Consider the following 23,877-nt stretch of genomic DNA (forward strand, 5'->3'; position numbering starts at 1 on the left):
ACCCCGGGAACGTGAGCGAGCGACACCACCAAACCCCGGGAACGTGAGCGAGCGACACCACCAAACCCCGGGAACGTGAGCGAGCGACACCACCAAACCCCGGGAACGTGAGCGAGCGACACCACCATACCCCGGGGACGTGAGCGGGCGACCCCTACTCAGCCGGGCTGAACCAGGCGGCTCCGAGCGGCGGGAGGGTGACCGACAGTGCTGCCGGTTGCCCGTCGGTGCCAGGCGTCGAGGCCTTCAAGGTTCCAGCGTTGATTACCCCTGAACCTCCGTAGGTTTCGGCATCGGTGTTCAGCACTTCCGTCCACTCCCCCGCTGAGGGGACACCCAGGATGTAGTCGTGGTGCGGGCCGCCGGAGAAGTTCACAGCGCACACAAGGGGCTTGCCGTCGTTGCCCCGGCGGATGAAGGTGAGGACGTTGTGGTCGGCGTCCCCGCCGTTGATCCACTGGAAACCACTGGCCTCGTTGTCCTTCTCGTAGAGGGCCGGCGTGGATGAATAGACCTCGTTAAGGTCCTTCACCAGGAGCTGCAGGCCACGATGCGACGGGATGTCCGCGAGGAACCAGTCCAGTCCGTACTGCTCGGACCACTCGGCTTCCTGGCCGAATTCGCTGCCCATGAAGATGAGCTGCTTGCCCGGGTGCGACCACTGGTAGGCGAAGAAGGCGCGGAGGTTGGCCAGCTGCTGCCAGCGGTCACCCGGCATCTTGCGCAGCATGGAACCCTTGCCGTGGACAACCTCGTCGTGGCTGATAGGCAGGAGGAAGTTCTCCGTGAACGCGTACACCAGGGAGAAGGTGACGGTGCCGTGGTGCCACTTGCGGTTGATGGGGTCCTCGGAAATGTACTTGAGGGAGTCATGCATCCAGCCCATGTTCCACTTCAGCCCGAATCCCAGTCCGCCATGGTTGGTGGGTGCCGTAACACCTGGGAACGCCGTGGACTCCTCGGCGATGACGATCGCGCCCGGGTGCGTTTTGTAGACCGTGGCGTTGACTTCCTGCATGAAGGAGATCGCTTCCAGGTTTTCCCGCCCGCCGAATTTGTTCGGACGCCACTGGCCTTCTTCACGGGAGTAGTCCAGGTAGATCATGGAGGCCACTGCGTCCACACGCAGGCCGTCGATGTGGAATTCCTCGAGCCAGTACAGCGCGTTGGCCACCAGGAAGTTCCGGACTTCGCTGCGTCCGAAGTCGAAGATCAGGGTTCCCCAGTCAGGGTGTTCTCCCAGTGCGGGGTCTGAGTGCTCATAGAGCGGCTGGCCATCGAACTGCGCCAGGGCCCACGAGTCCTTGGGGAAGTGGGCAGGAACCCAGTCGAGCAGGACACCGATGCCGGCCTGGTGGAGCGAGTCCACCAGGAAGCGGAACTCGTCCGGGTGCCCGAAGCGTGACGTCGGCGCAAAGTAGGAGGTCACCTGGTAACCCCATGAGCCGCCGAAGGGGTGCTCGGCAACAGGCATGAACTCCACGTGCGTGAAGCCGAGCCACTTCACATACTCCACGAGTTCCTTGGCGAGTTCTTTGTAGCCAAGGCCCAAACGCCAGGAGCCCAGGTGGACTTCGTAGACGCTCATGGGTGAGTTGTGCGGGTCCTTCTTGGCGCGGGCAGCCATCCACTCCGCGTCTTTGAAGCGGTAGCTGGGGTCTACTACGCGCGATGCCGTCAGCGGAGGAACTTCGGTTCCGAAAGCCAGCGGGTCGGCCTTTTCGATCCAGTGCCCGGACTTGGTGAGGATCTCGTATTTGTAGCACGCCCCTGCTACAACCCCCGGGATGAAGATTTCCCAAACGCCGGAAGACCCCAGGGACCGCATGCCGTGAGAGCGGCCATCCCAGCCGTTGAAGTCCGCCTTGACGCGGACGGCCTGGGCATTCGGAGCCCATACAGCAAAGGAAACGCCATCCACGTCGCTCAACGGGGACCGGTAGTGCTGGACGTGCGCACCCAAAACATCCCAGAGCCGTTCGTGGCGGCCTTCGCCGATCAGGTGTAGGTCCACCTCACCCACGGTAGGCAGGTAGTGGTACGGGTCATCGATGGTGACGGGTTCGACGTCGTACACCACTTCCAGACGATAGTCCGGCACGTGCCCGGCCTGAAGCGGTTCCAGGACCGCGGTCCATACACCGTGGGCTTCGTGCTCCATCGGGGTGCGGCCGGCTTCGGTTACCACCGTGACGGACTTGGCAAGGTGCTTCACCGTCCTGATGGTTACGTGGCCATGGTCGTCGAGGTGGGCACCAAGGACCGAATGCGGCGCGTGGTAAGCGCCGGCCGCCACGCGTTCCAAGGTCTCGGAGTCCACGTGCAGGGGAACTCGGGGCCGTTCGGTACGTGCTGAGCCAGTCATGTCATTACCTTCCGCTGTTGCTGCCGCATGCTTGCCGCGGCTTGTGTTGTCGAGGATTTGTCGTGATGCGTTGACCGGTATCGACAACCAGTCGGGCCGGTTTCGCAGCTCGTACACCACCTCGTATAAGGCCTTGTCCAGCCACAATGCCACAAAGAGTGGCGACTGGCGGTCAATGATTCCGGGGGTGACCTCGCTGTACCCCTCGATGAAGGCTGCGGCGCAGTCATCCACCCAGTTTTCCGGCACCTGCGCATCCGGATTCTCCCGGGACGCCGCTCCGGCTGCGTAGTCGAACGAGCGAAGCATGCCAGTGACGTCCCGGAGGGGAAGGTCGGGGTTGTTGCGCTCATCGATGGTCCTGAGCGGCTCACCTTCGAAGTCCAGGATGGCCCAGCGGGCCGGTTCCCCAGCGGCCCCGGGAACCTGCAGGATCTGGCCCAGGTGGAGGTCGCCATGGATGCGCTGCAGCTGGCCCACGGACTGCGGGTCCAAAGCCGCCAGCAGCTCTTCAAGACTTCCGTCATAAGGCCCGACGGCGGTTGACGCCTCAGCCCACGACTGCCGGACCCGCCGGGCAAGGGTTGCGATGATGTCGGAGCCCTGCTCCTGACCATCGTGGGTGCCGAAGGTGTCCGCAAGCCTGGCGTGGACCGTGGCCGTGGCCTTTCCCAGGCCACGGGCTTCTGCGGTGAAGTCCTTCCCGGCCGCGGCGGCGTCAACGGCCATGCCCCAGGCATCCAAACCACCGAGCAGGAATTCGTGTGCGACCGTCAGCTCGCCGGTCGCCCCGGAGCTGGCTGCCACCGCGCCGGCCTCCTCCGCACTGGTCTTCGAAGCCGGCTCGTTCCACGAGCCCGTGATCCACCCCAACGTCGCGGGAACCTCGCGGGTGTCCGCGGCCGTCAATGCTGCTCCCAGCTCCACTTCCGGGTTCTTGCCTGCCGAGAGAACGCGGAAGATTTTCACGATAGCGGCCGACTCGCCGTCGTCGATAATGACTGACGTGTTGGACTGCTCACCGGACAGGACCCGCACGGATACCGGGTTTTCCGGAAGCGGAACGCGACCGTGGGTGAGGTGCCCCTGGACCGAAGCCACAACCCCTTCGCTGCGCATCAGCTGCAGCCAGGCCGTCACAAATTCGGGATCGTAAGCGGCGTCGTACACCAGCCGAAGGCCAAGACCAGGATCCGTGAACTCACCCAGCAGCGCCGTCGGAGCGTCAGCCAGCGGCTGGCTGTGGAAGCTCAGCGGTACCTGTACGACGTCGGTCCGCGGACCGCCGTCGGCCGTCCTGTGGGTGACTGCCAGCAGCAGGACCTCCAACACGGCGTCGCCGCCACCAGTGAGCCGGAAGCTGCCCACTTGCTCCAGCGCAAAGTCGGGGCTTTTGACCGGGAACCAACGTCTGCCGGGAAGCCATGCCCGAAGAAGTCCTTCAACGGAGGGGTTCAAGTTTTCCTTGTTCATCTCATCCTTTGGAGGTCACCACTGGGATCGCCTGGGTAAAAGGCGACGAGGGATTGGAAAATGCCGAGCGGAGCCGCAGCCAGTAAAAGCTGTGGCTGCCCAGCATCACGGTCAGGTGACCGTTGTCGCCGACGGCCGGGAAAGGCTGGCCGCCGAAAATATCGCGCAGGCCGCGGCCTGCGAACTCGGGAACATCCAGCGTTGCCGCGACCGGGTGCTGGGAAAGGTTGAAGACGCACAGAATGGTTTCCGCGTCAGCCCCTTCGGGGTTTCCGGCCGGCAGCTCCCGGACGTAGGCCAGCACCACCTCATGATCAGCTTCGATGTGGCGGAACCCGCCCAGGCCAAACACGGGATGGTTCTTCCGGACGCTGAGGATCTGCCGGGTCCACCGCAGCAGCGAACCGGAATGTGCGGCTTCGGCCTCCACATTGGCCATGCCGTAGTTGTAGACCAGAGACTGGATCACCGGCAGGTAAAGCTTGCCCGGGTCCGCCGAGGAGAAGCCCGCGTTGCGGTCGGGATTCCACTGCATGGGCGTGCGTACGGCATCGCGGTCATCGAGCCAGATGTTGTCACCCATGCCGATCTCGTCCCCGTAGTAGAGGAAAGGGCTGCCGGGCAGGGACAACAACAGGGCATTGATGAGCTCGATCTCTGCCCGGGAGTTGTCCAGGAGCGGAGCCAGCCGGCGGCGAATACCGATGTTCGCCCTCATGAGTGGGTCCGGGGCATACCAACCGAGCATCGCCGCGCGTTCCTCCGCGGGAACCATCTCAAGTGTCAGTTCGTCGTGGTTCCTCAGGAAAGTTCCCCATTGCGCGCCGCGCGGGATCTCGGGAGTATCGCGCAGCGTCTCAATGATGGGTGCGGCTTTTTGGTCCCTGAGGGCGTAGTACAACCTGGGCATGATCGGGAAATGGAAGGCCATATGGCATTCGGGGGCTTCGTCAGTGCCGAAGTACTCCACCACTTCATGCGGCGGCTGGTTTGCCTCCGCGATGATCACCCTGCCGGGATAGTTCGCGTCCACCATGCGGCGGAGGTCCTGCAGGAACGTGTGGGTCGCCGGAAGGTTCTCGCAGTTGGTCCCTTCCTCCTCGAAAAGGTAGGGAATGGCGTCAGCCCGGAAACCGTCGATGCCTTGGTCCAGCCAAAACCGGATGACGTCGTACAGCGCCTCGATGACTTTGGGGTTCTCGAAGTTCAGGTCCGGCTGGTGGCTGAAGAACCGGTGCCAGAAGAATTGCCGCCGGATGGGATCGAACGTCCAGTTGGACTCTTCGGTGTCGACAAAGATGATGCGGGCGTCCTGGTATTTTTCGTCCGTGTCACTCCACACGTAGAAATCCCCGTAGGGTCCCGTGGGATCCTTCCGGGATTCCTGGAACCACGGGTGCTGGTCGGAAGTGTGGTTCAAGGGAAGGTCGATGATGACCCGCACGCCCCGGGCGTGGGCCTCGGCAACCAGGCGTTTGAAGTCGCTGATGGTGCCGAATTCATCCAGGACGGAGGTGTAGTCGGCGATGTCGTAGCCGCCGTCGCGCAACGGGGAATGGAAGAACGGCGGCAGCCAGAGACAATCGACACCCAGCCACTGGAGGTAATCCAGTTTGTCGATCAACCCTTGGAAATCGCCGGAACCATCCCCGTTGGCATCCGCAAAAGCCCGCACCAGTACTTCATAGAAGACTGCCTTGCGGTACCAGAGCGGATCATGCTGGAGACCGGGGGCATTCAACTCGAAGGTATTCTTCGGAGTGAAGTACTGGGTGGGATTCTGCGGGGAAAAACTCACTAAGGCTGCCTCCTGATGCTCAGGACGTGTGCCGGCTCAACGTGGGCATCCAGGCGGACGTAATTGTGCTCCCCCCACCACCAGCTCTGGCCGCTGATCAGATCATCCACGCGGAACTGTCCGTCCTCGTTGAGATCAGCCGGGTCCAACCCCAAGGCCGCAAGGTCCAGCGAGACCGTGCTCTCCCGGGTGCTGTGCGGATCCACGTTGACCACGATGATCAAGGTGTCCTTGGTGCCGTCGGGCAGCGTCTTGTGCTTCGAGTAGACGATCGTGGCGTCATCGGTGCTGCGGTGGATGGTCAGGTTCTGCAGGTCGCCCAGCGCCAGATGGTCCTTGCGGATGGTGTTGAGCCTGGTGATGTACGGGGCCAAGGTGCGCCCGGACTCGGCCGCGCCTTCCCAGTCCCGCGCCTTGTACTCGTACTTCTCGTTGTCGATGTACTCCTCGGCTCCGGGGCGTGCCACGTGCTCGTACAACTCGTAGCCGGCATAGACACCCCACAGCGGGCTGGCAGTCGCTGCAAGGACGGCGCGGATCTTGAAGGCCGCCGGGCCACCGTACTGCAGGTACTCGGTGAGGATGTCCGGGGTGTTCACGAAGAAGTTCGGCCGGAAATATGCCGGGCTGACGTGGCTGACCTCGTAGAAGTACTCTTCCAGTTCAGTCTTGGTGTTGCGCCAGGTGAAGTAGGAGTAGGACTGCTGGAAGCCGGCCCGGCCCAGGGCGTGCATCATGGGCGGGCGTGTGAAGGCCTCCGCCAGGAACACAACCTCGGGGTTCTTCTTGTTGATCTTCCCGATCAGCCATTCCCAAAACCACACGGGCTTGGTGTGGGGGTTGTCCACGCGGAAGACCTTGACCCCGTGGCTGATCCATAGCTGCACGATCCGCAGGATTTCCTTGGACAGGCCCACGGGATCGTTGTCGAAGTTCAGGGGGTAGATGTCCTGGTACTTCTTCGGAGGGTTTTCGGCGTACGCGATCGAACCGTCCACGCGCGTGGTGAACCATTCGGGGTTGGACGTGACCCAGGGGTGGTCCGGAGCTGCCTGCAGGGCCAGGTCCAGGGCCACCTCAAGGCCAAGCTCATTGGCTCGGGCAACGAAGGCATCAAAGTCCTCGAACGTTCCCAGCTCCGGGTGGATGGCATCGTGGCCACCGTCCTTGGAACCGATGGCCCACGGCGAGCCCGGATCCTGGGGCCCTGGAGTCAGCGTGTTGTTGCGGCCCTTGCGGTGCTGGAAGCCGATCGGATGGATGGGCGGCAAGTAGATGATGTCAAAGCCCATCTCTGCCACGGCGTCTAGCCTCCTGGCCGCGGTACGGAAGTTGCCGGAGGTCCACACACCCGTGGAGTGGTCCAGCACGGCGCCTTCGGAACGCGGGAAGAACTCGTACCAGGAGCCGCGGCCGGCCAGCTCCCGTTCCACCTGCAGCGGGAACTGCTCGGAAACGGTCACCAGTTCGCGGATCGGCAAACGCTCGACGGCGGCAAGCACCTCGGGGCTGAAACCGGCGCCAAGGCGCTCCTCGGCAGACTTGGTGGTGTCGGCGAGCGCGACGGAAGCGGCGCGCAGGGTGCGCTTTTCAGCGGCGGTGCGTCCGGCGTCGTCGGCTGCTCCGGAAAGAAGGGCCGCACCCTCGGCGAGCATCAATTCGACGTCGATGCCGGCGGCGACCTTCACTTCGGCGTTGTGGTGCCACGTGCCGTAGCGGTCGTGCCAGGCCTCGATGACGAACGACCACGCACCTGTGCCGCTGGGGGTGATCAGGCCCTCCCAGCGGTCAAGGCCCTTCCACTGCTCGCCCTGGGCCGGGGCAAGCCGCACGCGCTGGCGCTCCCTGCCTCTGGGATCAAGCAGCACGGCGGATACGCCCAGCTGGTCGTGGCCTTCACGGAAGACCGTGGCGCCAACCACGAGGTCCTCACCAGGCAACGCCTTCGCCGGGAAACGGCCACCTTCCACCACCGGCTGCACGGCCGTGATGGGAAACCGGCCGAAGCGAAGTCCGTCGGTGATGTCCGTTGTCGTCTTGGATTTCAGAACGGTGGTGGTTCGCGCAGTTTTCGTCACAACCATGACGTTAGCGAGAAAAATCACAGAATGCTAAGCAAACGAGGTTTCTACTCGACGCAAGATGACATTTACCTAAAAGAAACCCGATCCTGTTCCGACTGCCATGTGAGTCGGTTAGTGTGGCGCTCGTGAAGGCAATTCGAAGGTTTACAGTCCGTACCGTCCTCCCCGAGCCCATCCGGCCGCTGGCCCGATTGGCGACCAACTTGCGCTGGTCCTGGCACCGGCCAACCCGGGAACTCTTTGCGAGCATCAACCCCGGTCTGTGGGAGGCCGCCCAGCACGACCCCATAGCCCTTCTCGGATCGATCAGCCGCGAACAGCTTCAGGACCTGGCCAACAACGGCGAAGTAGTGGACCGCGTGCAGGCAGCGGCTGCGGACCTTGACCGCTACCTCAGCGAACCGCGCTGGTACCAGGGCCTCGGCCAGGACGCTCCGGCGTGCATTGCGTACTTCTCCCCCGAATTCGGCATCACGGAAGTTCTCCCGCAGTACTCCGGCGGCCTGGGCATCCTTGCCGGTGACCACCTCAAGGCCGCTTCGGACCTTGGCGTGCCGCTGATCGGCGTCGGGCTCCTCTACCAGGCCGGCTACTTCAAGCAGTCCCTGTCCCGCGACGCCTGGCAGCAGGAAACCTACCCCGTCCTGGATCCCGACGGCCTCCCGCTGACCCTGCTTCGCCACCCGGCCAAGGACGGCGGCCAAGGCAAGCCGGTCCACATTTCCCTGCCGCTGCCCAACGGCCGCGAGCTGCACGCGCACGTGTGGCGTGCCGACGTCGGACGCGTTCCGCTGCTGCTGCTGGACTCCAATGTCCCCTCGAACGACGAAGCCGCGCGCGGCATCACCGACCGGCTCTACGGCGGCGGCGGCGATCACCGCCTGCAGCAGGAGCTCCTGCTGGGCATGGGTGGCGTCAAGGCCCTGCGCGTCTACCAGGAACTGACCGGCACCCCTGCCCCGGAGGTCTTCCACACCAACGAGGGACACGCCGGCTTCCTGGGAATTGAACGCATCCAGGAAGCCATGTCCGACCCCGAGCACCCGCTCAGCTGGGATGAAGCCCTCGCTGCCGGGCGCGCGTCCACCGTCTTCACGACTCACACGCCCGTACCTGCCGGCATCGACCGTTTCGAGGCGCTCCAGATCAAGCACTTCTTCGACGCCGGACTGGCGCCGGCGGTGCCCACCGAACGGATCCTGGAACTCGGTCGCGAAAACTACGACGGCGGCAACCCTTCGGTCTTCAACATGGCGGTGATGGGCCTGCGCCTGGCGCAGCGCGCCAACGGTGTGGCCAAGCTGCACGGCGTGGTGTCCCGCGAAATGTTCTCCGGCCTGTGGCCAGGATTCGACCACTCCGAAATCCCGATCACCTCCGTCACCAACGGCGTCCACGTACCCACCTGGGTGGACCCCCGGATCTCCTCCCTGGCACGTCACCAGTTCGGTGCCGAAGCCGAAGCACTGGGACGCTGGGACCTGGCCTACAACGTCAGCGACGAGGACGTTTGGGGGCTCCGCCGTGAACTCCGCACGCAGCTCATCGAAGACGTCCGACGCCGGCTCCGGGCTTCCTGGAAGAAGCGCGGCGCCGCCGATGCCGAGCTGGGCTGGACCGAGAAGGTACTGGACCCGGATGTGCTCACCATTGGCTTCGCCCGCCGCGTGCCGACGTACAAGCGGCTCACGCTCATGCTGCGCGACCCCGCACGTTTGAAGGCCCTGCTGCTCGATCCCAAGCACCCCATCCAGCTGGTCATTGCCGGCAAGTCGCACCCGGCCGATGACGCCGGCAAGAAAATGATCCAGGATCTGGTCCGTTTCACCGACGACCCCGAAGTCCGGCACAGGATCGTCTTCCTGCCGAACTACGACATCGCCATGGCACGGACCCTGTTCCCGGGCTGCGACGTATGGCTCAACAACCCGCTGCGCCCGCTCGAGGCCTGCGGCACGTCCGGCATGAAGGCGGCCATCAACGGCTCGCTCAACCTCTCCGTCCTGGATGGCTGGTGGGATGAGATGTACGACGGCGAGAACGGCTGGGCCATCCCGACGGCAAACAACGGCGCTTCCGCCGACGAACGGGACGACATCGAGGCCGCGGCGCTGTACGAGCTCCTTGAAACCCAGGTGGCACCGCGCTTCTACGGAACCACGGTTTCGCAAGGGGCCGGTGCAGCAGGGCCATCCGAGTCCAGCCAGGAAACCGTGCCGACGCACTGGGTCTCCATGATCAAGCACACGCTCGCCCACCTCGGCCCTGCCGTTTCGGCTGAACGGATGCTGCACGACTACGTGAACAACCTCTACTGCCCGGCCGCGGTGTCAGGCCGCAGGGCTGTTGCCGAGTCCTTCAAGGAAGCCAAGGAACTCGCGTCGTGGATATCCAAGGTCCGAGAGGCGTGGCCTCAGGTTGTGGTCGAACACGTCGACTCCGTGGGTGTCTCCGAGGAGCCCCAGGTGGGCGACAGCCTCCAGGTCAACGCCTACGTCGCGCTGAACAACCTGACTCCCGACGACGTCTCCGTGGAAGTGGCCTTCGGCCGTGCGGAGGAATCCGACGAACTCGAAGACATCGTGGTGGCCGAACTGGACCCCGTGGAGGACCTCGGAAACGGGCGGCACCTCTTCAACGGGTCGCTGGTCATCAACCGCTCGGGCTCCTTCGGCTACACCGTCCGGGTGTTCCCGAAGCACTCGGCGTTGGCGTCCAAAGCTGAACTTGGGTTGATCGCAAACGCCTAGTCCCAATCACGTCGGTGACCCGCTTTTCCGTTGTTACCCAACAACGGAAAAGCGGGTCATCGACGTTTAATGCTGGAAGACTGCGATGACCGCCAGGTCGCGGCCGGCGTAGCGCTCGGCGTCTTGCAGGATCTCGCACACTACCCCGAAAGAACGGTCCGTGCGGTAGGCGGCGGGGACCTGCCAGATCATGGTCACCGGGCTGCCGTCGTCCTCCGACAGGGCATCCGCGTAGTCGTGGAGGGAGTCGTTCAGGGCATCCAGGTTCACGCCGTAGTACTCGGGGAAGTCCAGGACCTGCCCGAAGACCTCCAGGACTGCCTGCTTGGTGGATGCGGGCGGGACCAGGACCGTCCTTCGGCCGGCGTCGGAAACCTGCTCCTGCAGTTCCTCCACGGTCCAGGTGTCTGCTGAGTAGATCTTCATGGGCTCCTCTATGTGTCCTCGACTACTTGTCCTCGACGATGAACGCGAACGACTCGTAGTGGTCCGGCGTGTAGTACTTCGCGGCGTCCTTACCCACAATGATCCGCCGAGCTCCGCGATCGGACTCGCCAGGTGTGGGCACGGTGTACTCCTTATAGAAGCCACCTGGTTTCTTGGGGAGAAGGCCCTCGAAGTTGCCGAAGTTCACCCCATCACGCTCATACGGATACGGGCCTCCTTTGGCGATCAATGCCAGGGTTTGGCGGGCTTCCTTCGTCAGCTGCGAGGCGTTGATGGAGGGCAGGCCGGAGGAGTTCTCCACAGCCGGCGAGGCCGTGGTCCTGCCAGGCACGGCGGCCGTTGAGGTCGGCACCGGGCCGGGTGCCGACGTCGTGGTTTGGACGCTTGGCGCCGGGGACGGCGCCGTCAGCGCGCCTCCGCCCACCATGGCAACAACCAGCACGACGACGGCGATCACCAGTCCCGCGAAAGCCACCAGTTTGCTGCGGCTGCGGTTCATGCGGAGAACTCCCTGTGCTTGGTACCTAGGTGCGGTAGATGTTGATGGTGTTGGCTTGCAGGATATCCCGCTCGCCGCTGGCCACCAACGCGCCCTTCCGGCGGTCGTGCAGCACCGAGGTGGTGAAGCGCAGTTCGAACATGCGCTTGCCGATGCCGGATTCACTCAGGATCTCCGGGAGCACCATCTTTACGTCGTGGTTGTTGCCGTTCACCACAATCAGCCCCCGGACCCCGCTGTCATCATGGCCCATCAACAGCTGGACAGCACGAACACCGGGATCATTCCATCGGGCCGGCGTCATCCGCTGGCCGTTGTCGTCAAACCACTGAAGGCTGGAGTTATTGGCTTGGCCAGGGAAGCTCTCAGGCTGGTTACGCAGGAACCAGCGGCGCAGCCTGACCAGCTCACGGGTGGTCCGGAACATGGCGTGGGCTTCCTGCGTCCGGCTCCAGTCCAGCCACGCCGTGGGGTTGTCCTGGCAGTAGGCGTTGTTGTTGCCCTGCTGGGTACGGCCCAGTTCGTCACCGGCCGTGATCATGGGCACGCCGATGGAGATCAGCAACGTGGCCATCAGGTTCCGGATGGACAAGGCCCGCGCGGCAACTATGGCCTCGTTCTCGCTTCGGCCTTCCACGCCGTGGTTGTAGCTGCGGTTGTCTCCGTGGCCGTCGCGGTTTTGCTCGCCGTTGGCCTCATTGTGCTTACGGTCGTAGCTGACCAGGTCCTTGAGGGTGAAGCCATCGTGGGCCGTAATGAAGTTCACCGACGCCAGGCGCGTGCGGCCCGAGGACCCGAAGAGGTTTGCGGACCCCGCCATCAGCTCAGCCAACGACGCCACCGAACCGCCTTGGCCGCCGGCCTCCATGGAGGCACGGTCCGAAAGCCAGAAACTGCGGACGCCGTCCCGGAAGTGATCGTTCCAATCCGACCAGCCCTGCGGGAAACGGCCCGTCTGCCAGCCGCCGTATCCCACGTCCCACGGCTCGGAAATCAGCTTGACCTCCGACAAAACCGGGTCCTCCGCGATGGCCTGCAGGAAGGGGTGCCGGGGATCGAAGGTGTTTCCGGCGTCGCGGCACAAAGTCACGGCGAGGTCGAAGCGGAAACCATCCACATGGAACTCGTTGACCCAGTAGCGCAGGGAATCGAGCGCAAGATCCACCACCACGGGTTCGCTGAAGTCCAGGGTGTTGCCGCAACCGGTGGTGTCCAGATAACGGCCGTGGGCGTCGTGGCGGTAATAGCGTTTCTCGCCCAGACCCCTGAAGCTCAGGACCGGTCCGTCGGGTCCGGCTTCTGCGGTGTGGTTGTAGACAACGTCCAGGATGACTTCGATCCCGGCCGCATGCAGCAGCTTGATCATGCCCTTGAGCTCATCCTGCACAGCATGCGGACCTGCATTGCGGGCAGCTTCCGTGGCGTAGTCGGCATGCGGAGCAAAGAAGGCCGCGGTGTTGTAGCCCCAGTAGTTGGTCATGCCGAGATCCTGGAGATGCGATTCATCCATGTGGAAATGGATGGGAAGCAACTGCACGGCCGTAATGCCGAGCTCGGTGAGGTGCTGGATCATCACAGGATGCGCCATGCCGGCATAGGTGCCGCGCAGGTGTTCGGGAATCTCCGGGTGGAGCATCGTCTGGCCCCGGACGTGGGCCTCATAGATTACTGAAGTCCGCATAGGGGTACGCGGCGGCTGGTCGTTGCCCCAATCGAAGCCGGTGTCCACGTGGACACTTGTCAGGAACTCCCCGCGTTGGTCCACGGCCCGCCCGTAGGGGTCCAGCAGCAGCGGCTGCCGGTCGTCGTCGTCGAGATCCAGCGCCGGAACCGGTATGGGAAGCCCGCCCTCGGACGGCGCGGCCCGGAAGCCGTAGCGGGTTCCCGGAGGCAACCCGCCAACCAGCCCGAAGTGCACGTCATTCTCCGTGTTGGGAAGGATCTGGGCACGCCATGATTCGCCAGGCGGCTGGAACACGATCTCTACCCGTTCCAGGTCCGGCGCAAAAACGGCCACGTTCACGTCATGGTTTTGCGTTCTCTCCGCATCCGAAAGAGCGGGCTGGGGTGCGCTCAGTCCGAGGGGGCGGGGCCGCGACGCATCGACGGCGGCTTCTGTGTCAAAGATAGGCATAACCATTGAAGGCAAGTTTAGTTCCACGCCCGGTATGTGCAGCCTTGGCGGCCCATATGACGACGAACTGCCCGCTGATTTCATTACTTGGCATACTGGGAGGCAGAGAATCGGAGGTCCTATCGTGCGCGTGGCACTTGCCCAAGTCATCTCCGGCCGGGACGTGGCCGAAAACCTGCAGCTCCTGGAGGAGTACGCCCGGCGCGCCAAAGACGGCGGCGCCGAGCTGGTGGTCTTCCCCGAAGCCATGATGCGCGCGTTTGGAAACTCGTTGCTGGACATCGCTGAACCACTGGATGGGCCTTGGGCGGCAAAGGTTCGCGCCGTCGCGGAGGAACTGCAGCTGGTCATCGTGGCGGGCATGTTCACCCCCGGCGCTGCTACCGATGCTGGCGCGCCCCGTGTCCGCAACACCCTTCTGGCTACCGGGCCCGGCGTAGAAGCCAGCTACGACAAAGTCCATCTTTTCGACGCTTTTGGCTTCGCGGAATCGGACACCGTTGAGGCCGGTACAGATCCCGTAACGTTCGACGCCGGTGGCCTCACCTTCGGTTTGGCCACGTGCTACGACATCCGTTTCCCTGCCCTCTTCACAGCCAATGCGCAACGCGGAGCCGTGGTGAACATTGTTTCGGCGTCCTGGGGAGCAGGCCCGGGGAAGGCCGATCAGTGGCAGCTCCTGGCCCGGGCACGCGCCGTGGACACCACCACGTTCGTCCTGGCGTGCGGCCAAGGCGATCCGGCCACGCAAGGCATCGAAGCGAAGGGCGCGGCACCCACGGGAGTCGGGTACTCCGCCGTCGTGTCCCCCTTCGGGCAGGTCCTGGAGGGCCTCGAAGGTGAGCCCGGGTTGATCTTCGCTGACCTGGACCCCGCTGAGGTGGACGAGGCCCGCCAGAAGCTCCCGGTCCTGGCCAACCGCCGCGACTTCTGACCCTCTCTCACACCCCACCCGCTTCACGCCAACCCTCGCGCACATCCCCCGGGCTTGCCGCCAACCCTCGCGCACATCCCCCGGGCTTCCCGCCACCGCTGATGCAAGATGGCCGAGCCGAGGAATGATTGTGAGGCGACTACCGCCGTCGTTAACTTCGGGACCAAACCCACCGGCCGTGAGATAGCGACGCCACCAAACCCACCGGACGTGAGATAGCGACGCCACCAAACCCACCGGACGTGAGCGAGCGACGCCACCAAACCCACCGGACGTGAGCGAGCGACGCCACCAAACCCACAGGACGTGAGAGAGCGACGCAACCAAACCCACAGGACGTGAGCGAGCGACGCCACCAAACCCACCGGACGTGAGCGAGCGACGCCACCAAACCCACCGGACGTGAGCGAGCGACGCCACCAAACCCACAGGACGTGAGCGAGCGACGCCACCAAACCCACAGGACGTGAGAGAGCGACGCCACCAAACCCACAGGACGTGAGATAGCGACGCCACCAAACCCGCGGGACGTGAGAGAGCGACGCCACCAAACCCACGGGACGGGAGAGAGCGACGCCACCAAACCCACGGGACGTGAGAGAGCGACGCCACCAAACCCACGGGACGTGAGAGAGCGACGCCACCAAACCCACGGGACGTGAGAGAGCGACGGGTACGCAAAAGGCGGCGGCCGCAACAGCGACCACCGCCCCTATGCACTGCCTACTTGGCGGAGCGCTGCCGGGAGACCTCGTACAGCGAGATACCGACGGCCATGGAGGCGTTGAGCGATTCCATGGCCGAGTCGATCGGGATGGAGACGATCTGGTCGCAGTTTTCGCGAACCAAGCGGCTGAGGCCCTTGCCCTCTGAACCAACCACGATGCACACCGGTTCGGTGGCAACCGTGAGGTCGGGCAGCGAGACGTCGCCGTCGCCGTCCAGGCCAAGGACGTAGATGCCCATGTTCTTGAACTGCTTGAGCGCGTTGTTGAGGTTCGACGCGCGGGCCACCGGTACGCGGACAGCGGCACCGGCGCTGGTCTTCCAGGCGGACGCCGTAACGCCCACCGAACGACGCTCCGGCACGATCACGCCGTGGCCACTGAAAGCGGACACGGAACGGATGATGGCGCCCAGGTTGCGGGGATCGGTGATGCCGTCCAATGCCACGAAGATGGGGGCGTTGGAGATGTGCCCCTTCTTCCATTTCTCCACGGTTTGCTCCGCGAGCTCGTACGCATCCTCATACTCGTACGGCGGAATCTGGAGCACGAGTCCCTGGTGGACGGCGTCCTCGGTCATCCGGTCCAGCTCAGGCTTGCCGGTCTCGAGCAGCGGGATACCGCGCTCGGCCGCGAGCTTGAGGGACTCCTTGACGCGGTCGTCCATTTCGATGCGGATGGCAACGTGCAGTGCCTTGGCCGGGATGCCCGCGCGCAGGGCTTCCACCACGGAGTTGCGGCCAGTGACCAGTTCCTCGGTGGCGCGGCCCTTCGGGCCCGAGCGGGCACCGGCGCCACCCGGACGAGCGGGTCCGCGCTTGGCGGCCGAGCGCTCAGCCAGCTGCTTGTTCTTGAATGCCTTGTGGTAGACGCGGTCTTCCGCCTTGGGAGTGGGACCCTTGCCTTCGAGAGCCTTGCGGCCATGGCCTCCGGTACCAGCGGAGGGGCCCTTCTTCTTCTTGACCGACCGGTTACCGTTGTTGGCCATGGGGTTCCATCCTTGATTTTGTGAGTAAGTCTGGAATCAAGTCTACTGACCCAATGCAATTCGGCCGCAGTGCCGCTTTGTCAGTCGCGCTTGAGGCTCCAGCTGGCGCCGTCCGCACCATCTTCGACGACGACGCCGGCGGCCGCGAGCGTATCGCGTATGGCGTCGGACGCGGCCCAGTCCTTGCTGGCCCTGGCTGCGGCGCGGGCTTCGAGCTGCGCGTCGACGAGGACCTTCAGCGCAGCATGTTCACGGCCCTGCTCGGCTTCGGGCTGCTTCACGGCATCCAGGCCCAGTACTTCGGTCATGGAGAGCACGCTGTAGAGGGCTGCCTTGGCGGCGTCCAAATCACCCGAGGCGAGGGCTGTGTTGCCTGCCCGGACAGTTTCGTGCAGCACGCCGAGGGCCTGGGGAACGTTGAGGTCGTCGTCCATGGCGGCGATGAACGCCGCAGGCATGTTGGCTTGCGGTGACACGTCCGTGCCACCGGGGACTTTCGCGGAGGCTTTCGAGATGAATCCGTCAATGCGTTCGACGGCGGCCGCGGCCTCCTGCAGCGACGTGGGCCGGTAATCCAGCACGGACCGGTAGTGGGCCTGGCCAAGGTAGTAGCGGACGACGCGGGGTGAGGCGAGTTCAAGCATCTCGGCCGGGCTTACGGTGTTGCCGATGGACTTGGACATCTTTTCGCCCTCGTACGTGACCATGCCGTTGTGCATCCAGAAGTTGGCGAAGTCATCGCCGGCGGCCTGTGACTGGGCCATCTCGTTCTCGTGGTGCGGGAAGCGCAGGTCAAGTCCCCCGCCGTGGATGTCGAAGCGCGTACCCAGGTATTTGGTGACCATGGCTGAGCATTCGAGGTGCCAGCCGGGCCGGCCCGCACCCCAGGGAGAGTCCCATTTGGCCGTGACGGGTTCGCCCTCTTTGAAACCCTTCCACAGCGCGAAGTCGCGGGGGTCGCGCTTGCCCCGGGGGTCGGCGTCGGCGGCGCCCTGCATGTCGTCGATGTTCTGTCGCGTCAGCGAGCCGTACTTGCTCCAGGAGCGCACGTCGAAGTAGACATCGCCGGAACCGTCCGGAGCGGCGTAGGCGTGGCCGCGGTCCATGAGGCGCTGGATCAGCGCGTGCATTTCCGGGATGTGCCCGGTGGCGCGGGGTTCGTACGTTGGGCGCTGCACACCCAGGGACTCGTAGGCCTTCTCGAATTCCTGCTCGTAGCGGTAGGCCAGCGCCCACCATTCCTCCGCCTGTCGGGCTGTGGGTTCGGTGTCCCACTCCGGCCCGAACGACTGCGCGGACTTGGCCAGGATTTTGTCGTCGATGTCCGTGACGTTGCGTACGACAGTCACCCGCAGCCCGCGGAATTCGAGCCAGCGGGTCAGCTGGTCGAAGGCGATCGCTGACCTGACGTGGCCCACGTGGGGCATTCCCTGGACCGTGGCCCCGCAGTAGTACACACTGGCCTTGCCGTCTTCGAGGGGAACGAAGTCGCGGACTTCGGCGGAGGCGGTGTCATAAAAGCGCAGGGTCACCGCTCCAGATTAGCCGATGACGCGGCATGACCTGCCTACTTGCAGTATTCGCCGATCTTGTTGAACTGCACCTTGAGCTTTTCCTGCTGCTCCTGCGTGGCCGCTCCCAGCGACGACGCGGCGGCCTTGTCCATGATCGCGGCCATCTCCTTGATGGGATCGCCGATTTCCGGGGCCACCTTGTCCGCGATCTCGTGATAGTGCTCAGCAAGCTGCTTCGACTGCTGCTGCTGGTTGCCGTCCGGCTTGAAGGCGTCGTTGTTCAGGAAGTCGCAGCTGGCCTTCACATCCATTTTGGGCGTCCCTGCGCAGCCTCCCAGCAGGAGCGCGGCGGCGAGGGCGGCCGGCAGCACCACTGCCGAACTTACGACGCCGGCACTTGGCTTACGCATGCGGCGCACCTTTCGCCGGACCCGGCTCAGCGGGCGGTACCTCATGGCCGGACACCGCGTAGACCAGGGCAGTGGCCACGGCCGAAATGCCCTCGCCGCGGCCCGTGAATCCCAGGCCATCGCTGGTGGTTGCTGTAACGCTGACCGGGGCGCCGGCCGCCTCGCTAAGGACTCTTTGCGACTCTTCCCGGCGCGGCCCGAACTTGGGACGGTTGGCCACGAACTGGACTGCCACGTTTCCGATCTCGAAACCTGCCGCGCGCACGATCCGGGCCGCCTCCGAAAGGAGGGTCACGCCCGAAGCGCCGGCGTACTCGGGCCGGTCGGTGCCGAAGTGCGTGCCAAGATCACCGATGCCGCACGCGGAGAAGAGTGCATCAGCGGCAGCGTGCGCGACGCAATCGCCGTCGGAATGCCCGGAAAGTCCCTGTTCACCTTCCCAGTACAGGCCGCCCAACCAGAGCGGCTGGGGGTCGTCATCGGCCGCGAAGGCGTGGACGTCGATCCCGATGCCGGTCCGCGGCAGGACGACGTTCTCCAGCGCCATCAGCCCTCCACCCAACGCATTCCCAGCGGACCTTCGAGGAGCCCTTCCGCGATGATGAGGTCCAGCGGGGTGGTGATCTTCAGGGACTGGCTTGCCCCGCGGACTGCGTGGACCGGGACACCGAGGAGTTCCACCAGCATGGCGTCGTCGGTTACTGCCGCGGCCTGCTTGTCATCGAAGAGCTCGGCGGCCTGGTGTGCCCGTTGCAGGGTGGCGAGCTCGAAACCTTGGGGGGTTTGGACGGCCCGGAGCTGCTCGCGGGGGGCGGTGCCTGTGACAACTTCGGGGGCAATGGAAGCGTCCGAAGGATCCGTTTCGGCAACGGTCTTGATGGTGTCAACCACCGGCATCGCAGGAATCACAGCTTTGGCCCCGGACGACAAAGCATCCGCAACCCGTTGAAAGACCCGCTCAGGGGCCAGTGCCCGGGCGGCATCGTGGACGAGGACGAACTCGGTACCGTCCTCCAAAGCAGCCAAAGCTGCCCGGACGGAATCCGCCCGGGAGGACCCGCCGTCGACCACTGTCACCTCAGGGCCACCGTCCACCAGGTCCACCGTGAAATCCGCGATCGAACCGCGCAGCACAGTGTCACCCTTGGGCACGGCGACGCAGATCTGGCGGGCGACGTCGGAAGCGACAACACCGCGCAGGGCATGCATGAGGATGGTTTCGCCGCCCAACGGAACCTGGGCTTTGGGCATGCCGTAGCCGAGGCGCTCACCGGAACCGGCGGCAACCACAATCACGGCCGTAACGGCGCGCTTGGAAGGATGAGTCATGCGCTCAAGGGTATGCAAGATATGCATAAAACACCCACATTCCGGCGCATCACCCCGAGGGCAAAAAGAAACCCGGCGGCGCTTTCGCACCACCGGGCATCAATTCTTAGGAAGCCAAGACCTCGTCAAGAACGCTTGCAGCCTTCTCTTCGTCTGTCTTTTCAGCCAGGGCCAGTTCTGAAATCAGAATCTGCCGCGCCTTGGCCAGCATGCGCTTCTCACCTGCGGAAAGGCCGCGATCGTGATCACGACGCCAAAGATCGCGGACGACCTCTGCCACCTTGATGACATCGCCTGAAGCAAGCTTCTCCAGGTTTGCCTTGTAACGACGTGACCAGTTGGTGGGCTCTTCAGTGAACTCGGCGCGGAGAACATCGAAAACGTGCTCCAAACCGTCCTTGCCCACTACGTCCCGGACCCCAACAAGGTCAACATTCTCTGCTGGAACTTCAATGGTCAGATCACCCTGAGCCACCTTGAGCTTGAGATACATCTTCTCTTCGCCCTTGATGGTGCGCATCTTGATTTCCTCAATTTTTGCTGCACCGTGGTGAGGGTAAACTACTGTCTCGCCGACCTCAAAAACCATGTGGACTTTCCCCTTTCCCGCAGACTAGTCTATCACGATTAAGGCATACGACTGGCATCGAACAGCCCCCTCTCCCGCGCCAATACTGGGAAAGAGGGCCCAAACGGGTTCATCCAAGCTCTTGACGTATTAGCGGAAAGATGCATCAGACAGGTATCCCGACGAGCGGGGCTTCTCCGTCCACTCCGCCACAAAGGCCTCACGAATCCTTGTTTTGGGCCGTTTGCCGATAGGCTATGGCTGAAAAAGTTTCCAATGACTCTAGGAGTAGGTGTCGTGCGCATTTCTGCGATGAACACTGTCCAGCGCGGCAAGCTGGCAATTGCGGCCGCTGCAATCGGCGTCGGTCTTCTGTCCGTTACCGGCTGCGGCTTCGTCAACGCCCAGCAGACTTCGCACCAGTACTCGGCTTCGGACGGGGTCAAGGCCGACCTCGGCAAGCTGCAGCTGCGGAACATGCTGATTGTCGCTTCGGGCGAAAAGGAGCCGGGCCGCGTCATCGGCGCTGTGTTCAACCAGTCAAACTCCGACGCCACCGTGACATTGAGTGGTGCCAACGGCGCGCAGACCGAAATCCGGGTCAAGGCAATGTCGGAAACGTACCTCAACGACACCGCCGACCCCGCCATCCTCAGCACTGCGGGTGTGATCCCGGGCGGCCTGACCCCCGTGACCGTCCGCAGCGGATCCGACTCCACCACGGTCAACATCCCGGTAGTCGATGGCACGCTCCCGGAGTACGCCAAGTACCTGCCGACAACACCGACCCCCACGGCGACTCCGACGCCGACTGCAACGTCCACGGAGTCCGCAGCGGCCGGCCACTAAGGGCCGCGGCCAGCGAACAGACAAAAGTAAGGGTCCCGCCGCGGCGGGACCCTTCCTTTTTGCCCCATCCGCGCGAGTTTTTGTACAGATAATGCCCTTAAGAAGCCTTCTTAAGGGCATTATCTGTACAAAAACTCGCCAGGGGGTGGGGGTTAGGGTTCGAACTTGTAACCCAGGCCCCGCACCGTCACCAGGTACCGCGGCGCGGACGGGTCCGGCTCGATCTTGCTGCGGAGCCGCTTCACGTGCACATCCAGGGTCTTGGTGTCCCCCACGTAATCCGATCCCCACACACGATCAATGAGCTGTCCACGCGTCAGGACCCGGCCCGAGTTGCGAAGCAGCATTTCCAGCAGTTCGAATTCCTTCAACGGCAAGGAAACCTGCTCGCCGTTGACGCTCACTACGTGGCGCTCGATATCCATGCGGACAGGTCCCGCCTGCACGGTCGAGGTGATGAGCTCTTCGGGCTCGCCCTGCCTGCGCAGCACGGCGCGGACCCGGGCCACCAGCTCGCGCGAGGAGTAGGGCTTGGTGACGTAGTCGTCCGCCCCCAGTTCCAACCCAACAACCTTGTCGATCTCCGAGTCCTTGGCAGTCAGCATGATCACCGGGACGCTGGAACGCTGCCGCAGCTGGCGGCACACTTCCGTACCGGGCGTTCCCGGCAATTGCAGATCCAGGAGAACCAGGTCTGCGCCGTTCCGGTCGAACTCCACCAAGGCGTCGCTGCCGTTGTCGACTACCTCGACATCGAATCCCTCTTTGCCCAGAAGATAGGACAGGGGGTCGCTGAAGGACTCTTCGTCCTCAACTATCAAAATCCGGCTCAAGCGCTGGCTCCTTGTTCTCGGGCGCCACTGGCGCCCCCTTGCTGATTCACGTGTTGGGGTTCCTGGGTACCATGTTCAAGCTCGACGGCGGCGGTGCCGCTTGCGGGCCCGGCGGAGACTGCCGCTGTGGCCGCGGAAGGCGGAAGGCCGGCGTCGTCGTCCTGCTCTTCCATCTCCGGCAAGCGGATAGTGAAGGTGGAGCCCTGCCCGGGCTGGGACCAAACGGTCACTTCGCCGCCGTGGTTGGAGACCACGTGCTTGACGATGCTGAGTCCGAGGCCGGTGCCGCCTGTGTGCCTGGAGCGTGCTGCGTCAACGCGGTAGAAGCGCTCGAACACCCGCTCCTGGTCCTCGGGGGACAGGCCTTCGCCCTGGTCGGTCACGGAAATGGCGACCACGCCTTCGCGCGTCCGGACACCGACGCCCACGCGGGTGTTCTCCGGAGAATAGCGGATGGCATTGTCGATCAGGTTCCGCAAGGCAGTCACCAGGAGGTCGCGGTCGCCGAACACCAGGGAATCGGAATGGCCGCCCACCACAATCTGGATGTTCTTGCTCTCGGCCGGAAGCTGCGAGCGGTCCACCGCTTCGGTGATCACCGTGTTGATGTCCACCTTGTTGCCTTGCTGCGCGACGTTGGCGCCCTGGAGGCGGGAGAGTTCAATAATGTCCTGGACCAGCGCAGCCAGCCGGCCGGATTCCTTGTGCATCCGCTTGGCGAAGCGGCGCACGGCTTCCTCGTCATCGGGCGATGCTTCCAGCGCCTCCGCGAGGAGGGAGATCGCACCGACGGGGGTCTTGAGTTCGTGGGACACGTTGGCCACGAAGTCGTTCCGGATCTCCTCGGTGCGGGTGATCTCGGTGCGGTCGTCGGCCAGCAGGACAATATATTCCCAGCCGAGCATGGCCGCCCGGACCTGGACCACAATGGTGCCTTTGCCCAGTGGCCCGCGCGGGAGTTCGTACTGTTCCTCCAGGATCACACCGTCACGGCGGACCTTTGCGGTCATGTCCAGGAGCTGTTTGTGGACCACCGTGTGCCCGCGGACCAGGCCATAGGCGTAGGCGGCAGGGCTGGCACGGACCACGCCGTCGATCGCGTCGACCACCACGAACGCACGTCCGACGACGGCAAGGACTTCCGCTGCACCTTCTGGGAGCAGGGGCTCGGTGACATCAAGATCCACGATGCTGCGTTGACGTTCGCTGATCCTGAAAGCGAGCATGCCAAAGACGCCCAACGACAAGCCAACAAGGCCTGCAACGACACCTATAAGCAATGGATCCACGTGTCCAGCTTATGCTGTGGAATCAGGCCGAAGCATTGATCAGGCGCCAAACGTCCACGGTTCAACTAACGTTCATCTAAAGGTGCCAAACAGTTCATGGGGCCCTGACACAGTTACTGGTTGGACTGTCAATGGTTTTGAAATCCGGCCCCGTCCGGGGACAGGATTTCCAAGGAAAGGACGCCTTAGTGCGCAAGGTTTTTCAGGAGGAGCTCACCCAGGTAGGTGACGACCTCATCGAGATCTCCAAACTGGTTCACGAAGCGATCACGAAGGCTACAACGTCCTTCGAAAGCGCCGACGTGGATCTTGCACAGGATGTCATTGCGGCAGATGCCAGAATCGACTTCCTTCAGAACAGCCTGGACGAGCGCGCCATCGACATCCTGGCGCTGCAGGGTCCGGTAGCCAGCGACCTGCGCATGATCGTCGGTTCGCTCCGTATGAGTGCTTCGCTGGAACGCATGGGTGATCTCGCCCGGCACGTGGCCCAGCTGGCACGCCTGCGCTACCCCGCCACAGTGATCCCCGCTTCGCTGACCCAGACCTTCAAGGCCATGGCCCAGCACGACATCGAGATCGTCGCCAAGGTCATTGAGCTGCTCGAGACCCGCGACCTTGAAGTTGCCCGCGACATCCTCAAGATCAACATCGCTGTGGATGACCTCCACCTCAGCGTCTTCAAGGCGATCGCAGCCCCGGACTGGAGCGAATCAGCAGCCACCACCGTGGATGTCGCACTGGCCAGCCGCTACTTCGAGCGCTTCGCCGACCACGGCGTCTCCGTCGCCCGCAAGGTCACCTACCTGGTGACCGGCGAATGGCAGCCCGAGGGCTTCTAGCGCTCAAACCGCAGAACAAACGACGGCGGCCGGTCACCTGCAAAGG

The 23,877-nt window shown here is 63.8% G+C and carries 18 protein-coding genes; 4 read left to right on the top strand and 14 right to left on the bottom strand.

Annotation, left to right across the window (positions count from 1 at the left end; translation table 11 throughout):
- Positions 1 to 154 precede the first annotated feature (154 nt).
- Genes ACFUOZ_RS18785 through ACFUOZ_RS18795 form a run of 3 tightly spaced genes read right to left on the bottom strand, consistent with a single transcriptional unit; the run spans position 155 to position 7,720 of the window.
- Positions 155 to 3,838, bottom strand: coding sequence for a 1,4-alpha-glucan branching enzyme (locus ACFUOZ_RS18785; protein ID WP_377550879.1), 3,684 nt, complete (start codon positions 3,836 to 3,838; stop codon positions 155 to 157).
- A 1-nt stretch (position 3,839) separates the two neighbouring features.
- Positions 3,840 to 5,636 (bottom strand): maltose alpha-D-glucosyltransferase, encoded by a 1,797-nt coding sequence (treS, locus tag ACFUOZ_RS18790; protein WP_377550881.1) that lies wholly within the window; start codon positions 5,634 to 5,636, stop codon positions 3,840 to 3,842.
- Positions 5,636 to 7,720, bottom strand: a complete 2,085-nt coding sequence (locus ACFUOZ_RS18795) for an alpha-1,4-glucan--maltose-1-phosphate maltosyltransferase (protein WP_377550883.1) — start codon at positions 7,718 to 7,720, stop codon at positions 5,636 to 5,638. The genes treS and ACFUOZ_RS18795 overlap by 1 nt, the downstream gene beginning before the upstream one ends.
- A 125-nt stretch (positions 7,721 to 7,845) precedes the next feature.
- Between ACFUOZ_RS18795 and glgP the strand changes: the two genes are divergently transcribed.
- A complete protein-coding gene (gene glgP / locus ACFUOZ_RS18800) occupies positions 7,846 to 10,470 on the top strand; it encodes an alpha-glucan family phosphorylase (RefSeq protein WP_377550885.1) in 2,625 nt (874 codons plus the stop codon).
- 66 nt (positions 10,471 to 10,536) lie between these two features.
- Here the strand turns inward: glgP and ACFUOZ_RS18805 are convergent, their stop codons facing one another.
- Genes ACFUOZ_RS18805 through glgX form a run of 3 tightly spaced genes read right to left on the bottom strand, consistent with a single transcriptional unit; the run spans position 10,537 to position 13,556 of the window.
- Positions 10,537 to 10,896, bottom strand: a complete 360-nt coding sequence (locus tag ACFUOZ_RS18805; protein ID WP_377550887.1) for a barstar family protein — start codon at positions 10,894 to 10,896, stop codon at positions 10,537 to 10,539.
- A gap of 22 nt (positions 10,897 to 10,918) precedes the next feature.
- Positions 10,919 to 11,416: a ribonuclease domain-containing protein gene (locus tag ACFUOZ_RS18810; RefSeq protein WP_377550889.1), complete on the bottom strand. Its 498-nt coding sequence runs from the start codon at positions 11,414 to 11,416 to the stop codon at positions 10,919 to 10,921.
- A gap of 25 nt (positions 11,417 to 11,441) precedes the next feature.
- Positions 11,442 to 13,556, bottom strand: a complete 2,115-nt coding sequence (gene glgX / locus ACFUOZ_RS18815; protein ID WP_377550891.1) for a glycogen debranching protein GlgX — start codon at positions 13,554 to 13,556, stop codon at positions 11,442 to 11,444.
- A gap of 118 nt (positions 13,557 to 13,674) precedes the next feature.
- Here glgX and ACFUOZ_RS18820 point away from each other — a divergent pair, with 118 nt between their 5' ends.
- Positions 13,675 to 14,484, top strand: a complete 810-nt coding sequence (locus ACFUOZ_RS18820) for a carbon-nitrogen hydrolase family protein (protein ID WP_377550893.1) — start codon at positions 13,675 to 13,677, stop codon at positions 14,482 to 14,484.
- 723 nt (positions 14,485 to 15,207) lie between these two features.
- Here the strand turns inward: ACFUOZ_RS18820 and rlmB are convergent.
- The 6 genes from rlmB to ACFUOZ_RS18850 all read right to left on the bottom strand — a co-directional run bounded on the left by rlmB (position 15,208) and on the right by ACFUOZ_RS18850 (position 20,039).
- On the bottom strand, positions 15,208 to 16,197 hold the full coding sequence (gene rlmB / locus ACFUOZ_RS18825) for a 23S rRNA (guanosine(2251)-2'-O)-methyltransferase RlmB (RefSeq protein ID WP_377550895.1): 990 nt from the start codon (positions 16,195 to 16,197) through the stop codon (positions 15,208 to 15,210).
- A gap of 80 nt (positions 16,198 to 16,277) precedes the next feature.
- Entirely contained in the window at positions 16,278 to 17,729 is a 1,452-nt protein-coding gene (gene cysS, locus ACFUOZ_RS18830) for a cysteine--tRNA ligase (protein WP_377550897.1), read from the bottom strand.
- 35 nt (positions 17,730 to 17,764) lie between these two features.
- On the bottom strand, positions 17,765 to 18,121 hold the full coding sequence (locus ACFUOZ_RS18835; RefSeq protein WP_377550899.1) for a hypothetical protein: 357 nt from the start codon (positions 18,119 to 18,121) through the stop codon (positions 17,765 to 17,767).
- Positions 18,114 to 18,668: a 2-C-methyl-D-erythritol 2,4-cyclodiphosphate synthase gene (gene ispF, locus ACFUOZ_RS18840; RefSeq protein ID WP_377550901.1), complete on the bottom strand. Its 555-nt coding sequence runs from the start codon at positions 18,666 to 18,668 to the stop codon at positions 18,114 to 18,116. Before ispF ends, ACFUOZ_RS18835 begins: the two co-directional genes overlap by 8 nt.
- On the bottom strand, positions 18,668 to 19,450 hold the full coding sequence (ispD, locus tag ACFUOZ_RS18845; RefSeq protein WP_377550903.1) for a 2-C-methyl-D-erythritol 4-phosphate cytidylyltransferase: 783 nt from the start codon (positions 19,448 to 19,450) through the stop codon (positions 18,668 to 18,670). The genes ispF and ispD overlap by 1 nt, the downstream gene beginning before the upstream one ends.
- A gap of 106 nt (positions 19,451 to 19,556) precedes the next feature.
- Positions 19,557 to 20,039: a CarD family transcriptional regulator gene (locus ACFUOZ_RS18850; RefSeq protein ID WP_009357288.1), complete on the bottom strand. Its 483-nt coding sequence runs from the start codon at positions 20,037 to 20,039 to the stop codon at positions 19,557 to 19,559.
- Positions 20,040 to 20,330: 291 nt separating this feature from the next.
- Here ACFUOZ_RS18850 and ACFUOZ_RS18855 point away from each other — a divergent pair, with 291 nt between their 5' ends.
- On the top strand, positions 20,331 to 20,867 hold the full coding sequence (locus ACFUOZ_RS18855) for a hypothetical protein (RefSeq protein WP_377551009.1): 537 nt from the start codon (positions 20,331 to 20,333) through the stop codon (positions 20,865 to 20,867).
- A gap of 152 nt (positions 20,868 to 21,019) precedes the next feature.
- Here ACFUOZ_RS18855 and ACFUOZ_RS18860 read toward each other — a convergent pair whose 3' ends face one another.
- Positions 21,020 to 21,700 (bottom strand): response regulator transcription factor, encoded by a 681-nt coding sequence (locus tag ACFUOZ_RS18860; protein ID WP_020608526.1) that lies wholly within the window; start codon positions 21,698 to 21,700, stop codon positions 21,020 to 21,022.
- Positions 21,697 to 22,980: a sensor histidine kinase gene (locus tag ACFUOZ_RS18865; RefSeq protein ID WP_377551011.1), complete on the bottom strand. Its 1,284-nt coding sequence runs from the start codon at positions 22,978 to 22,980 to the stop codon at positions 21,697 to 21,699. Before ACFUOZ_RS18865 ends, ACFUOZ_RS18860 begins: the two co-directional genes overlap by 4 nt.
- 197 nt (positions 22,981 to 23,177) lie before the next feature.
- Between ACFUOZ_RS18865 and phoU the strand changes: the two genes are divergently transcribed.
- Positions 23,178 to 23,831 carry a phosphate signaling complex protein PhoU gene (gene phoU / locus ACFUOZ_RS18870; RefSeq protein ID WP_377550906.1) on the top strand — a complete coding sequence of 218 codons (654 nt, stop codon included), beginning with the start codon at positions 23,178 to 23,180 and terminating at the stop codon, positions 23,829 to 23,831.
- Positions 23,832 to 23,877 lie beyond the last annotated feature (46 nt).

Origin of the sequence: Paenarthrobacter sp. NPDC057355 (assembly GCF_042667405.1) — a bacterium.
Lineage (GTDB): Bacteria > Actinomycetota > Actinomycetes > Actinomycetales > Micrococcaceae > Arthrobacter.